Raw genomic sequence first — 15563 nt, forward strand, 5'->3', positions numbered from 1 at the left:
CAGCGTAGCTGTTGGGCTTCATTCAAAAAATCTAATAATCAAATTAAAAAAGTCTGGTGCAGCACTTGCACATCCCGTTTGACAAAGGGTCGCGGGTAATCTTCAAAAGGAACTTCTTCAGATTTGGTTCCTTCAAATAAATTTATATAAGAGTATGTAAATGCAGCGATGAACGTTTGCTGCTCGAATGAAAGTGTGTCAAAAGATATTTTAAGGTCGTCTTTGCCTTCCTTTACAATTTGCTGGTCAGTACAACAATCTTTTTCGGAAAGCATCAGTTTTTCGCATCCCTTATTTGCCTGTGATTTTTCCATTCCGCAGGTATCAGCTTTTGAGAACAAACTGAAATCGACCAAAGAGTCCCCACAATAATGCATATCCACAGTAAATGACATTGTAGAGAACATCACTACAAAAGCCATTGAGATGGATAATATTTTATGGAAAACTTGTTTCATTGTTGCAAAATTACAAAAATTTAACAGTTTTTATTGGGATTAACAAAAATTTAATTTTGCTGCAAACTAAATTTAATGGACTGATATGAATAAAAATTAGACTTTTAAACTAAAAACTAACCACGCTATCCAATGCATCGTCAGCCTATTTGTGAATGAAAATTTTTTAAATATGAGAGTAGTCTATGTATTTAGTCGACATCTGACTTTCTGGGAAGAACTATCTTTTCTTTAGTACGTAATCCAATGCCTCGCCTTTAATTTCAGCCTTTGATTTACGATTATTTTGAAGTAACCATTCGTTCAGACGGTTGATATCAAAAAATATCAATTTACCATTTGGTTTACTGTGGGGAACAATTCCTGCGGAAGTTAGCTTGTACAAATAACTTCGAGAAATGCCAGTATAATCACAGGCTTCTTCCAAGGTAAGTACCTGTTTTGTACCTAACAATAAACTCTCTATTCTATTGAGTTTTTCTTGAATTTCAATGTTGTCCATCCTAACTTATTTAAAGTCCAAAATTCTATAAAGTGTATCGTTTCTTTTAGTAGAATTCTGAAACTAAAGGTATAAAGAAGGAAAAATAATGTAGACTAAAACTGGTATTAGTTATGCACAAAATGCATAAAATAAGTCACTTATATAGTTTCAGATACAAATGAAATTAAATTTTATTGACCTAATAAATTTGATTATCAAATGATTGATTTTGATATTATATTAGTTTGAGGAAAACAGGATAAATCTTTAGTTATTAACAAATTATACGGTTGTTTCCATAATATCGAGTTCTAAAGTCGGAACTAAATTAGCAGCTTCCTTCATTTTCTTGTCAATTATTTTTGCATAAATTTCGGTCGTCCTTATTTCTTTATGCCCTAATCGTTTTGAAACTGTATAGATGTCAGCGCCATTTTCAAGTAATAATACAGCGTTAGTGTGGCGAGCAGAATGAAAAGTAATGTGCTTAGTGATTCCCGCAAACATACACCATCGCAATAGTTGAAGATTCATATGCGCACTATAACGTAGGTTTGTAAAAACCCTGTCTTTCGGTTCAGAACGTTCGCCCAATAGTTCTCTGGCTTGTTTAGAGATATATAAATATTCCATACCCTCGGTCTTTTTCTGTTTAAAGACGATACGGAAAATTTTATTACCAGAATTGTCAATTCCTTCGTCCCTAACTTCAGACCACGTTAGCTTATGAATATCCGACCATCTTATGCCTGTTAATGCAGAAAATAAAAAAGCCTGTTTAAAGACTTTAATCTTGCAAGGTGTTTTCGCAAGGCTTTTCAATTCGTCTGAAGTCAAATATTCTCTTTTGGATTCGCCCATCGCAAATCCTTTCACTTTTGTAATCAGATTTTCTTTTAGATATCCTTCATCAAATGCAGCTCGCATAGCGGCCTTGAATTTGTTGAAATAGGTATGTTTCGTGTTTTGAGATAAGTTTTTTTCGCTTTTGGTAACCGCAACAGTATCGAGGTATTTTTTAAATCCCTTGATGAAATCAATATCTATATCATTGAATGTAATATGATTGGGACAGTACCTTTCTAAATGCTTTTGAGCAGCATCCCAATTATCATAGTTGCCTTTAGTTTGATAGCGTTCTTCTTTTTTGAGGTCATAAAAATCTATAAAGCTCGTCCGTCCTCTGGAATTATTTTGGATTTTATATTTCCCTTGATAAATTTCTGCCTTACGAATAGCCAGAATTTGTTGAGCCAATTCAAGCTGTTCCTTATTTTTCTTTTTTTCGAAAGCTGAGTTGGGATTAGTAATGAGATAAAGCTCTAAATATTCAAATTCTCGAATATGCTTTATCTTTCCTTCGGAAGTGGTTTTATGTCCTTTATAAAATTCAATATAAAGACTTGTCTTGCCACTTTTCAATTTTTTCTTTCTGAGATGGATTTTCATACGAGGTGTAATTTTTACACCTCGGGTGTAAAAAATAATTTCGAGGTGTAAATTAGATGTAATAAAAGTATGAAAATCGGATAACCAAGAGAAAGTAAAACTTCGAGAGTTATCAACAGTCATTTGATTTACAGGCAATTAAACCCAATTGAAATCAAATAATATTAGCAACTATTTCCCGATACAAAAATTAGCAAAAATATTTCCCAACAATTCATCATTGGTTACTTGACCTGTGATTTCGCCTAAGTGGTATAATGCTTCTTTAACATCGATTGCCATAAGGTCGCTTGAAAGATTTGCTTTCATTCCGAACTGTACTTTTTCTATTTCTTCCAATGCTTTTAACAAAGAGTCGTAGTGGCGCGTATTGGTTACTATAGTTTCATTATTGCGAAGTGCACCTGTATTTACAAATTCTAAAAGGCTGTTTTGCAATTCCTCAACACCTTCGCCAGTTTTTGCAGATAGATACCTAACGTCGTCTAAATATGCACCAATTTTATTTTTATCGTCTTTAGAAAGGGTGTCTGCTTTATTAACCAATAACACTAATGGTTTTTGCGGATTCTGATTTTTTATCTTTTCAAAATCGATAACAATATTCTTTAATTTTTTGTCGTCATCTAATATTTTTGAGCCATCAACCAATAGCAAAACTACTTGTGCTTGCTCTATCTTTTCAAACGTTCGCTTAATACCCATGCCTTCCACAACATCTTGTGTCTCGCGAATACCTGCGGTGTCTATAAATCGAAATCCTATTCCCCCAATTGATATTTCATCTTCGATGGTATCACGTGTGGTACCTGCAATATCTGATACTAACGCGCGCTCCTCATTTAAAAATGCATTTAAAAGTGTTGATTTACCTACATTGGGTTCGCCTACGATAGCAACGGGAATTCCATTTTTAATTACGTTTCCTACTGCAAAAGAATCTATTAAGCTTTGTAATACTTTTTGAATTCGGGTAAGTAGTTCTTTAAACTGAGTACGATCCGCGAATTCAACATCTTCTTCAGAAAAATCGAGTTCTAGTTCAATTAAGGAGGCGAAATTTAATAGCTCGGTTCGTAACTGCTTTATTTCATTACTGAATCCGCCACGCATTTGTTGCACGGCAATTTGATGGCTAGCGGCATTATCACTAGAAATTAAATCGGCAACTGCTTCTGCCTGACTCAAATCCATCTTACCATTCAAGAATGCTCTTAATGTAAACTCACCCGCATCTGCTGTTCTACATCCGTTTCTAAGAAACAACTGAATAATTTGTTGTTGTATATATGGTGAACCGTGGCAAGATATTTCTATGACGTTTTCTCCTGTATAAGAGTGCGGATCTTTAAAAATTGATATTAGTGCTTGGTCCAGTACATTTTTTCCATCCTTTATATATCCTAAATGTATGGTGTGACTTTTTTGATTTTCAAGAATTTTACCTGAAACGGATTCAAAATGTTTGGAGACAATTGTAATTGCATCTGTGCCTGAAAGTCTAATAATTGCAATGGCTCCCGCGCCTGCAGGAGTTGCTAATGCTATTATGGTATCGTTTTGAATCATCTTGCAAAAATAATCAATTATTAACTGTTGTAGTTTTCTTAATTTAATTGCATTTTGTTTTCAGTATATAATTATATAGTAATTTCGCATGCTATAAAATGTAATTTAAAAATGAAAAAAGTATTTGTATTGTTAGTGTTCTTATTTATTTCTTCTTTCGGCATCGCTCAAACGGAGGTTCCTGAAACTACTGAAGAAATAACTGTTGCTCAGGAAAAAGAAATGCAACAAGTAAAGGAGAATGTAGAGAAAGCAAAAGCTGAAGCTAAGAAAGAAAAGAAAGCTGCTGCAGCTAAAAAGAAAGAAGAGGCAGCAAAAAAGAAAGAAGAAAAGCTTCAAAAGCAAATTGATTCTAAAGCAAAATCTATTTCTAAAGAAGAAAAAAAGGTGGAAAAATTAAAGGGTCAGCTTGAAAAAGGAAAACTTAAAGGAACACTTTCTCCTGTTGATATTCAGAAAATAGAAGATAAGGTTGCTAAGAGTCAAATGAAAATTATGAAGGAGCAAGAGAAGCTTAAAAAATTGAATAGAAAACTATAATTTCTTCAAAACTTGTAACAATTTACGACTTTATGCGTCTTATTTGTAGTATTCATCATTAAATCAATCAAAAATGGAACTAGTAAATAAAAACGCAGTAGTTGTTCGAGAAGACCGTAATTTGTTGGTCATTACTCATTTATCTCAATATTTAGATTTTGTAACAGGATTTGGCGGACTCGTAGTACCGCTGGTAATTTGGTTAACTACCAAAGATTCTGTTATAGGTATGGATGAGCATGGTAAATCTGTAATCAACTTTCAATTAACGTTACTCTTATATCTTGTAATCGGAATTCCTGGTATTTTATTATTCGGACTCGGTATCTTATTATTAATATTCGCAGGAATTTTATCAATTGCAATGCCTGCAGTAAATGCAATAAAAGCAAGTAACGGAGAATCGCCTAGTTACTTTGGTACCATACGGTTTATATCGTAATCACGTTATAAAACAAAAAAAAGGGTCAGTTTAATAACTGACCCTTTTTAGTTTATAAATTTTAAGTACTAGCTGTTAAGCATAACAGGCATTACTAACATCGTTACAAATTCACCTTCATCTAAACCATCGGTTGGGGTAAGTATACCTGCACGATTTGGTAGACTCATTTCTAACGAAACTTCATCAGAACCTAAATTATTCAGCATTTCAGTCAAGAATCTTGAGTTAAAGCCAATTTGCATATCATCACCTTGGTAAGAACATGTCAATCTTTCTTCAGCCTTGTTTGAGTAATCAATATCTTCTGCAGAAATATTTAATTCGGCACCCGCTATTTTTAAGCGTATTTGGTGTGTAGTTTTATTGGAGAAAATAGAGACCCTTCTTACTGAGCTCAAAAATTGATTTCTAGCGATAGTAAGTTTATTCGGATTCTCCTTTGGTATTACAGCTTCGTAATTTGGGTATTTACCATCAATTAGTCTACAAATCAATTCTGTTTCTTCAAAGCTGAATTTCGCATTGCTCTCGTTGTACTCGATTAGTACATCAGATTCGCTACCTGCCAATATACCTTTTAATAATGTTAAAGGTTTTTTAGGCATAATGAATTCTGCTACTTGAGAAGCTCTTACATCTGTACGTTGGTATTTTACCAATTTATGAGCATCTGTAGCAACAAAAGTTAAGTTCTCTGTGGAAAACTGAAAAAAGACACCGCTCATTACAGGTCTTAAATCATCATTACCGGCTGCAAAAATTGTTTTATTGATAGCTGTTGCTAAAATATCACCAAGTAATGTCGTAGAACTTGGGCTGGATAATTCAACTGCTTTTGGAAATTCTGCTCCGTCTGCATAAGCCAAAGCATATTTACCATGGTTAGAACTAATTTCTACCGTATTGTTATCTTCAACAACAAACGTTAGTGGTTGCTCAGGAAATGTTTTCAAGGTTTCTAAAAGCAATCTTGCCGGTACTGCAATAGTACCTTCGCTATCTGAATCTACTTTTATAACCGAACTCATGGTTGTTTCTAAGTCAGAGGCTGACACCGTTAGTTTATCCTTTTGCAAATCGAACAGAAAATTATCTAAGATCGGTAACGTGTTACTGTTGTTAATAACACCTCCTAATATTTGAAGTTGTTTTAGCAAATAGGTACTTGAAACTATAAATTTCATTCTTTATTTTTTATTGATATTTCAATTGAAGTTTTCAAAAGAAATAGGTTTAAACTCCTGATCGTTGGCAGTTTTAGTTACCAACAAAGATATTTTAATTGCCCTTTTTAAGGAAACAAACTTATTAACAGTTTATACTTGATACGCGCGTTGTATAGCACTAGGTATTACTACATTAAGCCTGTTATATCCACTTTTGTCAATTAGTTATTAACTTTTGCCATTTAGATTATTGTTGAAATTACGATTAAATTTTCTTGAAGTCATCGCATCTGCAATTATTCGAAATCTACCATAATAGTATCTCTGTAATCTAATCCTAATAGGGTAGAGGCACCACCAACTGTTGTAAGGTTGCTCTTGTAGATTGCCAGCTCAATGAAATCTGATGAATTAAATATAGCCAATAAATCGCCAGCACTTTTACGCTGCGATTTTTCTAGACTGTAATCTATAAAGTCATTATATGTTTTGTGAATCTTGGTAATCTTATGATTTCGCACAAATAAGGTAAAACCTTTGTCTTTGCGGTAAGCATCAAACAGATTTTTGCGAATATTGGTCACAACATTGCCATAGTTATCAATGTAAATAACACTACCAATAATTTTTTTGCCGTCTTCTGTAATTCTTGGAGCAAACTCACGTAAATCATTTAGCTCTGTAAATGGCTTGCCAACAATTTCTAACGTACCCCCACGGGCAATATGACAGGCTACCTGAATAAACACGTTTAAAACAGGAAAGGAATTTGCAATAGAGTCGGGCAGGTTAATTTCAACTACCTTGTCCGGAGTCATTTCTGAGGTGATAAGCCCAATGACACCGGTGTTTGCGCTAATAAAATAATGTCCGTTTACTAATGCTACAATATGCTTGTTATCTGGCGTTTCTTCTGAGTCTACACCTACAATATGTATGGTGCCCTTCGGAAAACTTTTGTATGAATTAGATAATATATAAGCACATTCTTGAATATTGAACGGCATGATGTCATGCGAAATATCAACAATTTTAGCATCGGGTAATTCTGTATATATGGAGCCTTTTAATACGGCTACAAAGTGATCTTTTAATCCGAAATCTGTTGTTAGGGTAATGATTGCCATACAGCAATGTTGATATGTTTTTGGTTAGTCGAACTTAAAATTTGCTTAAATTTGATATACAAAATTAAACAAAAAACAGCGATTAAAAATATTCTTCGCTAACTATAAATCATAATAAAACTGACTGTTTGAACGAGATAATTCTAGAACTTACCGAAATAAGCCCGAGAGAGTTTTTTGGGCAACAAAATGAGCATATTGATTTATTGAAAAAATATTTTCCAAAACTGAAAATAGTCGCCCGCGGCAATAAGATTAAGGTTTTCGGAGATCAAGATCTTTTAGAAGAATTCGAAAAACGTTTCGATATGCTTACGCAGCATTTTGTAAAATATAATAAATTAGATAAAAATAGTATTGAAAGACTGTTGACCAGTTCTGAAGATGATGAGATTAAATCTTCAAAGAATAGCGGCGAAACCCTTGTTCATGGTGTAAGTGGTAGATTGATAAAAGCGCAAACTGCCAATCAACGTCGATTAGTTGATGCCTCTAAAAAGAACGATATGGTTTTTGCTATTGGTCCCGCCGGTACAGGTAAAACGTATACTGGTGTTGCACTCGCTGTAAAAGCTTTGAAGGAGAAACAGGTTAAGAAGATTATTCTAACCAGACCCGCTGTTGAAGCTGGTGAGAACCTAGGTTTTTTACCGGGAGATCTAAAAGAAAAGCTTGATCCTTATATGCAACCTTTGTATGATGCGCTAAGAGATATGATCCCTGCCGAAAAATTGGTACATTATATTGAAAACGGTACCATACAAATTGCCCCTATGGCATTTATGCGTGGTAGAACTTTAGATAATGCATTTGTTATTTTAGATGAAGCTCAGAATACTACGCATGCACAAATGAAAATGTTCTTGACCAGAATGGGTAGAAATGCAAGGTTTTTAATTACAGGTGACCCAGGACAAATTGATTTGCCTAGAAGAACTATATCCGGATTGAAAGAAGCTTTATTAATTTTGCAAAACGTTCCTGGTATAGAAGTTATTTACTTGGATGATAAAGACGTTATTCGTCATAAACTTGTGAAAGAAGTTATTGAGGCTTATAAAACTATTGAACATCACAATTAAAATTTTACATGTCAAAGAATACTATTTACGAAACTGAATTTAATTTCCCGGGTCAGAAAAATGTCTATAAAGGCAAAGTAAGATCTGTATATACCTTAGAGAACGATATGTTGGTCATGGTAGCAACAGATAGGTTGTCTGCGTTTGATGTGGTGATGCCAAAGGGTATACCATATAAAGGTCAAATTCTAAACCAGATCGCTACTCAAATGATGTCTTCTACAGAAGATATTGTACCAAATTGGTTAATAGCTACTCCTGATCCAAATGTGGCCGTTGGTGTTGCTTGCGAGCCTTTTAAAATTGAAATGGTTATTCGTGGTTATTTATCTGGTCACGCGGCTAGAGAATACAAACTAGGTAAAAGAATGCTTTGTGGTGTTGCAATGCCCGAGGGGATGAAAGAGAATGATAAATTCCCTAGTCCAATTATTACTCCTGCAACCAAGGCAGAAATGGGAGACCACGATGAAGATATCTCTAAAGAGGATATTTTAAGCAAAGGAATAGTTTCTGCGGATGATTATGCGGTATTAGAAAAGTATACCTACGCACTTTTTCAAAGAGGAACAGAGATAGCTTCCGAAAGAGGATTGATTCTGGTAGATACCAAATATGAATTCGGAAAAACTAAAGAAGGTAAAATTGTTTTAATTGATGAGATACACACTCCCGATTCTTCAAGATACTTTTATTCTGATGGATATCAACAACGACAAGATGCCAATGAACCTCAAAAGCAACTTTCTAAAGAGTTTGTAAGGCAGTGGTTAATTGCAAATAATTTTCAAGGTTTAGAAGGACAAAAAGTACCGCACATGAGCGATGAGTATATTGACTCAGTTTCTGAAAGGTATATCGAACTTTACGAGCATATTACTGGTGAGCATTTTGTAAAGGCAGATACTACACACATTAATGATCGTATCAATAGAAACGTACTGAATTATTTGGATAGTCTTTAATAGACTATCTAAGTAAATATTTAAGTGAGAAATTTTTCTTTTCCTTTAAACGAGAAATGATTTTTAAGAAGGCGACTGCCGTTATGTAGGCGTCGCCTAATGCGGTATGTCTATCCTTCTTAGATATTGAAAATTTATCTGCAAGCTCATCTAGTGTATAATTAGTTTTTGGCTGAACTAAATATGATTTAATAAGGGTTTTTTTATAAATAACTCCTGTATCCAATACCGTATTTTTTAATTTAGGTAATCCATTTCTTTCTAATGCTGTATTAAGCATACCCATGTCAAAACCGGCATGGTGTGCTATTATGATTGCATTACCTACATAGTCAAGAAATTTCTCTAGCGCTAAAGTTTCACTAATACAGTCTCGTTGCCCGTTTTTTAGTAGTCCGTGTACATGAACTGTATCCTTGTTGAATTTTTCTTGTTCAAGATAAATATCAAATACTTCTTGTACAGAAATAGTCTCTTTTTTAATTTTTACAGCACCAATAGAAAGTATTCGGTCTTCTTCAAAACTAAACCCGGTTGTTTCGGTATCTAAAACAACAAATACAAGATCTTCAAAATTTTTATTTTGAGTCTCCTTAAATAAATTGGCATAGTTTATCCAAAACTCCGGTAGATTTTTAGGTGTTTTTCTAAATAATCCCATTAGCCTAAAATATTAGTAACCTTAAAACGTAGGGTTATCAATTCTTGAATTTCTTTAATTGCTTTAAAGGTACGCTTCAATTTCATTTTTTCTTGCTTACTCAATTGACCTAGCTGAATAAAGCGCCCTGAATCATGATTAGCCAATCCTTGTCGTGTTCTAAACTTCAATAATGCTTTAGTGGCATAAGAGCAAGCCATGTACAACTCTTGATTATTGGGTTCTAATTCTGCCAACTTCTCATACCTTTCCCAAGTGTTGCTAATTGCTTTTACTGAATGTGATAATATCAAAACCCTGGCAGCATCGATTAAAGGTCTTAATGCCCTACTTTTTAGGTCGAAAGAATCTTTGTGCTGCCCATCTTGCTCTACAACAAATTGCCTAAAAAACCCTGTTGGTGACGGACTCTGTAATGCCCCATTTGCCAAGTGCACTAAGAAAATGGGGTAATTGCCAACAGTTCTGAATATGTGTTCAGACATATTATCCAATAAACTACGCTCACCATATGCCAAACTGTAATCGAAAAATATGGAGGACATTAGTACTTCGTTCGGTCCGGGGTTACCTATCCAGTAGGATAATTTATTTTTCCATTCTTGTAAGCTTAAACACCATTTAGGGTTAGATGCCATCATATCTGCAGGGCAGTATTCGTAACCTATAGTATTTAATCCTTTGGTTACATGCTTTGAAAGTTCTAAAAAGTATGTTGTAGTTTTTGGTAAATCTTCTTCAGGAACATCTTCAAAAACCAAGGCATTATCTTGATCTGTATGTAAAAGTTGCTCGCTTCTACCTTGACTACCTAATGCCAACCAAGCAAATTTTACAGGCGGTGGAGCGTCCATTCTTGCAAGAGAAATTTCAACAACCTGTTTTATGCAGGTATCATTTAGTTCTGAGATAATTTTAGCAATTAAGCCCAACGGAATATTTTGCTCTAAATACCCGCTCAAAAGCACCATAACACTTTTTCTGATTTGCTTTATCTTTTTAATTTTCGAGGTACGTTTAATGGCTTTTACCAACACGGCTGGGTTATCACCTAAAGAAACCATAACGTCATGCTTAGATAAAATACCTAATGCAGTAGAATTTGGGGTGCCGTCTTGGGTAATGACCAAATGACTGATGTTACTTTTCATCATGGCCATTTGTGCTTGGGTAATCGTAAGATTCTTTTGGTAAGTGATTACTGGTGCGGTCATAATTGTTTTTACCGAAGCTGTAATAGGCTGCTCACCAGAAATTACTTTATTTCTAAAATCTTTATCTGTTATTATGCCCACAGGTAAATCGTTGCTAGTAACTAGAATAGAGCCGATTTTCTTTTTTGACATGATATCGGCAGCTTTTTTAATGGTTGTTCTTGTAGAACAGGTTACCAATTTTTTTGAATAGCTGGCTAATTGTAAATCGGGTAATACGACCTCTTTGGTGACTTCTTCTTCATCTTCATTTTCAAAGAGTTGTCCTTTTTGGTCTTTTGCATAAGGATTTCGGGTGTTGGAGGCAAAACTCTCCATCAAAAAAATACTTACCTGCTCGTTCTTTTTTGCAATAGGTTTAAAAATATCAATGGGTATCCCGTAGAGAATACTCTCTTCGTGTGCTCTAGCTTCTAATTTATAATTTTCATTGGCAAAGAGAGGGCGTAATCCAAAAATATCACCTTCGTCGCAATAGTCTAGAACATTCGAAGAGGCAGCGTTATTTAAGGTAACGGCACCTTTATGAACTAAGTAAAAATGAGCATGCTGAGGTTCATCTACGGTAAAAATAATACTGTTCTTTTCTTTGTAGACAATTAATACTTGTTCAGCAAGCTGAAATATCGATGTGCTGTCAAGAAGATTAAATGGCGGGTAGTTTTTTATAAAGTCGGCTACCCTTTCAGAAATCAGGTTTTTCATTTATTAAAGTTAGCGTAATATAGGTTTATAAAAAAGGACATCCATTTATACAACTACAAATTAAAAGGAGCTTATTTTTAAAACAGATTTAGCAATCAGTCAAGAAAACACCAACTGCTAATCCGCCTTCAGAGGTTTCTTTATATTTAGAGCTCATATCTTTTGCGGTTTCCCACATTGTCTGTACTACCTTGTCTAACGGTACTTTTGCTGCTGATGGATCTGAACCCAAAGCAAGCTCGGCTGCATTAATAGCTTTTATGGCACCCATAGAGTTTCGTTCTATACAAGGTATTTGAACCAAACCGCCAATAGGATCACAGGTAAGTCCCAAATGATGTTCCATCGCAATTTCTGCTGCCATAAGTACCTGTTCTGGAGTACCGCCTAATAATTCGGTAAGTGCACCTGCAGCCATTGCCGACGATACGCCAATTTCTGCTTGGCAACCACCCATAGCTGCCGATATGGTAGCTCCTTTTTTAAAGATGCTTCCTATTTCGCCTGCAACCAATAAGAATTGTTTTACATGTTCAAAATTACCTGCATGATTTTCAATAACCATATAATACATTAATACAGCAGGTATTACGCCCGCGCTACCATTTGTAGGTGCAGTAACAACGCGACCTAAAGATGCATTTACCTCATTTACACTAAGTGCAAAACAACTTACCCATTGTAATATTTGACGAAATTTTACTTCTGTCTGTCGTATGCTCTGTAACCATTCTTCAGGAGTGGAGTAGGGTAATTCACTTTTGAGTTTGCTATGCATTTCAAAGGCTCTGCGCTTTACATTTAATCCCCCAGGTAAAACACCTTCTGTATGGCATCCGGTATACATGCATTCTAACATGGTAGACCAAATTCGGTTTAATTCAAAATCGATATTCTCATCATCTCTTAAAGATCTTTCATTCTGTAAAACAATCTCAGAGATGGGCAGATTTTTACTTTTACAAAATTCAAGAAGTTCGGTTCCTTTCTGAATAGGGAAAGGAAATTTATTGAACATATCAACTTTGCGTTTGGCATTCTTTCGTTCTTCACTTATAACGAAACCGCCACCAATAGAGTAGTATGTTTTTGATATTAATTTGCCAGATTTTAGTTTTGCCTTAAAGGTTAATCCGTTGGCATGAAAAGGCAGAAACGCTCTATTAAATATAATATGTTGTTTTGGATCGAAGGTAATTTGGTATTTACCATCTAAATGTAAAATATGTTCGTTCTTGATCGTCTGTATTAAAGAGTCTATTTTATCTATAGGCACTAATTCAGGATCAGCACCTAATAACCCTAACATAACGGCATAGTCAGTGGCATGGCCCTTACCTGTTAGTGACAGCGAACCATATAAGTGAACCTCGACTTCCTCTACTTTTTCGAGATTGTCTTTCGAGTTTAAACGAGCCAACCACCTTTCGGCAGCGCGCCATGGACCAAGCGTGTGGGAACTTGAAGGACCTACGCCAATTTTAAGCATATCGAAAACACTGATACTCTCTATTTCCAAATCAATCTTATTTTAAGGCTAAGGTACAATGTTTCATACACCTATTAACTATACTAAAATGGCATATTTTTCAATAAAAAATAACGATTAATGACATCATGTCAGTTTTTCTTGCTTGGCATATTGTTTGTCATTTACAAATCGATTGTAAAATAAAGCACTTAATTTAAAACATATAAAATGAGTAAGATTATAGGAATAGATTTGGGTACTACAAACTCCTGTGTTTCCGTAATGGAAGGTAATGAGGCAGTGGTAATACCTAATGCAGAAGGAAAAAGAACAACACCATCTGTTATCGCTTTTGTTGAAGGTGGTGAAATTAAAGTTGGTGATCCAGCTAAAAGACAGGCAGTAACCAACCCTACAAAAACCATTTATTCTATTAAAAGGTTTATGGGTAACAAATATTCAGAATCTAGTAAAGAAGCTGGAAGAGTACCTTATAAAGTAGTAAAAGGAGATAATGATACACCTAGAGTTGATATAGACGGTCGTTTATATTCTCCACAAGAATTATCTGCAATGATTCTTCAGAAAATGAAGAAAACGGCAGAAGATTATTTAGGTCAAGAAGTAACTCGTGCGGTAATTACTGTACCTGCATACTTTAATGATGCGCAAAGACAAGCTACGAAAGAAGCTGGTGAAATTGCAGGTTTAACTGTAGAGCGTATTATCAACGAGCCAACTGCTGCGTCTTTAGCGTACGGTATGGACAAAAAAGATACGGAACAAAAAATAGTTGTTTTTGATTTTGGTGGTGGTACGCATGATGTATCTATCTTAGAATTAGGAGATGGTGTTTTTGAAGTATTGGCTACAGATGGTGATACTCACTTGGGTGGTGATGATGTTGATCAAAAAATTATTGATTGGTTGGCTGATGAGTTCAAGTCTGAAGAAGATATGGACCTTAGAAAAGATTCAATGGCTTTACAACGTTTACGTGAAGCTGCAGAGAAAGCTAAGATTGAATTGTCATCTTCTGCACAAACAGAAATCAATTTACCATACGTTACAGCTACCGCTTCAGGTCCAAAGCACTTAGTTAGAACTTTGACAAGATCAAAATTCGAGCAATTAATTGCTGATTTGGTCAAAAGAACTATTGAACCATGTGCTAGTGCAATGAAGTCTGCTGGTTTAAAAAATAGTGATATTGATGAGATTATCTTAGTTGGTGGTTCTACAAGAATACCTGCAGTACAAGAGGCTGTTGAGAAATTCTTCGGTAAGAAACCTAATAAAGGCGTTAACCCAGATGAGGTTGTAGCTGTAGGTGCTGCAATACAAGGTGGTGTATTGACAGGTGATGTAAAAGATGTATTGTTATTAGATGTTACCCCGCTTTCTTTAGGTATAGAAACTATGGGTGGTGTAATGACCAAATTAATAGAGTCTAATACAACGATTCCTACAAAGAAATCGCAAGTATTCTCTACTGCATCTGACAATCAGCCGTCAGTTGAAATTCACGTATTACAAGGTGAAAGACCAATGGCACCTGATAACAAAACTATTGGACGTTTTCATTTAGATGGTCTTCCGCCAGCACAAAGAGGAACACCTCAAATTGAAGTTACTTTTGATATTGATGCTAACGGTATCATTAAAGTTTCTGCAACTGATAAAGCAACGAACAAAACTCAGGATATTCGTATTGAAGCTTCTTCTGGTCTAACTGAAGAAGAAATCAAGAAGATGAAAGCTGAAGCTGAAGCAAATGCTGAATCTGATAAAAAAGCGAAAGAGACTGCAGATAAGTTGAATGAGGCAGACGGAATGATTTTCCAGACTGAATCTCAACTTAAAGAATTTGGAGATAAATTATCCGATGATAAGAAAAAACCAATTGAAGATGCTTTGGGAGAATTAAAAACGGCTTATGAAACTAAGGATTTGGCTGTTATTACACCTGCTTTAGATAAAATCAACGAAGCTTGGAAAGTTGCATCTGAAGAAATGTACAAAGCGCAAGCTGACGCACAAGGTGGTGCTGCTCAAGGAGAGCCAACTGCTGATAGTGGTGCTGAAGGTGATAACGTTGAAGACGTGGATTTCGAAGAGGTTAAATAATATAACTATTATTTATTATAGAAAAGGGACGGTATTTACCGTCCCTTTTTACTTTTACATCATATTTTTTTATCCCTAATTATATTAAAGTAATTTTGCA

At 34.9% G+C, this 15563-nt stretch carries 14 protein-coding genes; 5 read left to right on the forward strand and 9 right to left on the reverse strand.

Features of this window, described 5'->3' with window-relative positions; genetic code table 11:
- Nucleotides 1-38: 38 nt before the first annotated feature.
- From CLV90_RS09285 to mnmE, 4 genes are all read right to left on the reverse strand, one after another.
- Nucleotides 39-458, reverse strand: a complete 420-nt coding sequence (locus CLV90_RS09285; RefSeq protein ID WP_116772182.1) for an HYC_CC_PP family protein — start codon at nt 456-458, stop codon at nt 39-41.
- A 220-nt stretch (nt 459-678) separates the two neighbouring features.
- A complete protein-coding gene (locus tag CLV90_RS09290) occupies nt 679-960 on the reverse strand; it encodes a helix-turn-helix transcriptional regulator (protein WP_116772183.1) in 282 nt (93 codons plus the stop codon).
- A gap of 264 nt (nt 961-1224) precedes the next feature.
- The gene (locus CLV90_RS09295) at nt 1225-2391 is read right to left on the reverse strand and encodes a tyrosine-type recombinase/integrase (protein WP_116772184.1); all 1167 of its coding nucleotides are present in this window, start codon (nt 2389-2391) and stop codon (nt 1225-1227) included.
- Nucleotides 2392-2562: 171 nt separating this feature from the next.
- Nucleotides 2563-3960, reverse strand: a complete 1398-nt coding sequence (gene mnmE / locus CLV90_RS09300) for a tRNA uridine-5-carboxymethylaminomethyl(34) synthesis GTPase MnmE (protein WP_133687213.1) — start codon at nt 3958-3960, stop codon at nt 2563-2565.
- Nucleotides 3961-4071: 111 nt separating this feature from the next.
- Between mnmE and CLV90_RS09305 the strand changes: the two genes are divergently transcribed.
- Entirely contained in the window at nt 4072-4500 is a 429-nt protein-coding gene (locus CLV90_RS09305; RefSeq protein WP_133687214.1) for a hypothetical protein, read from the forward strand.
- A gap of 73 nt (nt 4501-4573) precedes the next feature.
- Nucleotides 4574-4942: a DUF4870 domain-containing protein gene (locus tag CLV90_RS09310; RefSeq protein ID WP_133687215.1), complete on the forward strand. Its 369-nt coding sequence runs from the start codon at nt 4574-4576 to the stop codon at nt 4940-4942.
- A gap of 68 nt (nt 4943-5010) precedes the next feature.
- On the opposite strand, the gene dnaN is transcribed toward CLV90_RS09310, so the two are convergent.
- Together dnaN and CLV90_RS09320 are read right to left on the reverse strand one after the other, a co-directional pair.
- Entirely contained in the window at nt 5011-6129 is a 1119-nt protein-coding gene (gene dnaN / locus CLV90_RS09315; RefSeq protein ID WP_133687216.1) for a DNA polymerase III subunit beta, read from the reverse strand.
- Nucleotides 6130-6407: 278 nt separating this feature from the next.
- Nucleotides 6408-7238: an SAM hydrolase/SAM-dependent halogenase family protein gene (locus CLV90_RS09320; RefSeq protein WP_133687217.1), complete on the reverse strand. Its 831-nt coding sequence runs from the start codon at nt 7236-7238 to the stop codon at nt 6408-6410.
- 128 nt (nt 7239-7366) lie between these two features.
- Here CLV90_RS09320 and CLV90_RS09325 point away from each other — a divergent pair, with 128 nt between their 5' ends.
- Together CLV90_RS09325 and CLV90_RS09330 are read left to right on the forward strand one after the other, a co-directional pair.
- Nucleotides 7367-8320 carry a PhoH family protein gene (locus tag CLV90_RS09325; RefSeq protein ID WP_133687218.1) on the forward strand — a complete coding sequence of 318 codons (954 nt, stop codon included), beginning with the start codon at nt 7367-7369 and terminating at the stop codon, nt 8318-8320.
- 8 nt (nt 8321-8328) lie between these two features.
- Nucleotides 8329-9285, forward strand: a complete 957-nt coding sequence (locus tag CLV90_RS09330) for a phosphoribosylaminoimidazolesuccinocarboxamide synthase (protein WP_133687219.1) — start codon at nt 8329-8331, stop codon at nt 9283-9285.
- Between the two features lie 4 nt (nt 9286-9289).
- Here the strand turns inward: CLV90_RS09330 and CLV90_RS09335 are convergent, their stop codons facing one another.
- The 3 genes from CLV90_RS09335 to CLV90_RS09345 all read right to left on the reverse strand — a co-directional run bounded on the left by CLV90_RS09335 (nt 9290) and on the right by CLV90_RS09345 (nt 13378).
- Nucleotides 9290-9946, reverse strand: a complete 657-nt coding sequence (locus CLV90_RS09335; protein ID WP_133687220.1) for a 3'-5' exonuclease — start codon at nt 9944-9946, stop codon at nt 9290-9292.
- The gene (locus tag CLV90_RS09340; protein ID WP_133687221.1) at nt 9946-11865 is read right to left on the reverse strand and encodes a DUF294 nucleotidyltransferase-like domain-containing protein; all 1920 of its coding nucleotides are present in this window, start codon (nt 11863-11865) and stop codon (nt 9946-9948) included. The genes CLV90_RS09335 and CLV90_RS09340 overlap by 1 nt, the downstream gene beginning before the upstream one ends.
- Before the next feature lie 88 nt (nt 11866-11953).
- A complete protein-coding gene (locus CLV90_RS09345; protein ID WP_133687960.1) occupies nt 11954-13378 on the reverse strand; it encodes an L-serine ammonia-lyase in 1425 nt (474 codons plus the stop codon).
- Between the two features lie 186 nt (nt 13379-13564).
- Between CLV90_RS09345 and dnaK the strand changes: the two genes are divergently transcribed.
- The gene (dnaK, locus tag CLV90_RS09350) at nt 13565-15463 is read left to right on the forward strand and encodes a molecular chaperone DnaK (protein ID WP_133687222.1); all 1899 of its coding nucleotides are present in this window, start codon (nt 13565-13567) and stop codon (nt 15461-15463) included.
- The last annotated feature ends 100 nt before the right edge of the window (nt 15464-15563 follow it).

The sequence above is a fragment of the Maribacter spongiicola genome (assembly GCF_004364165.1).
GTDB lineage: Bacteria > Bacteroidota > Bacteroidia > Flavobacteriales > Flavobacteriaceae > Maribacter > Maribacter spongiicola.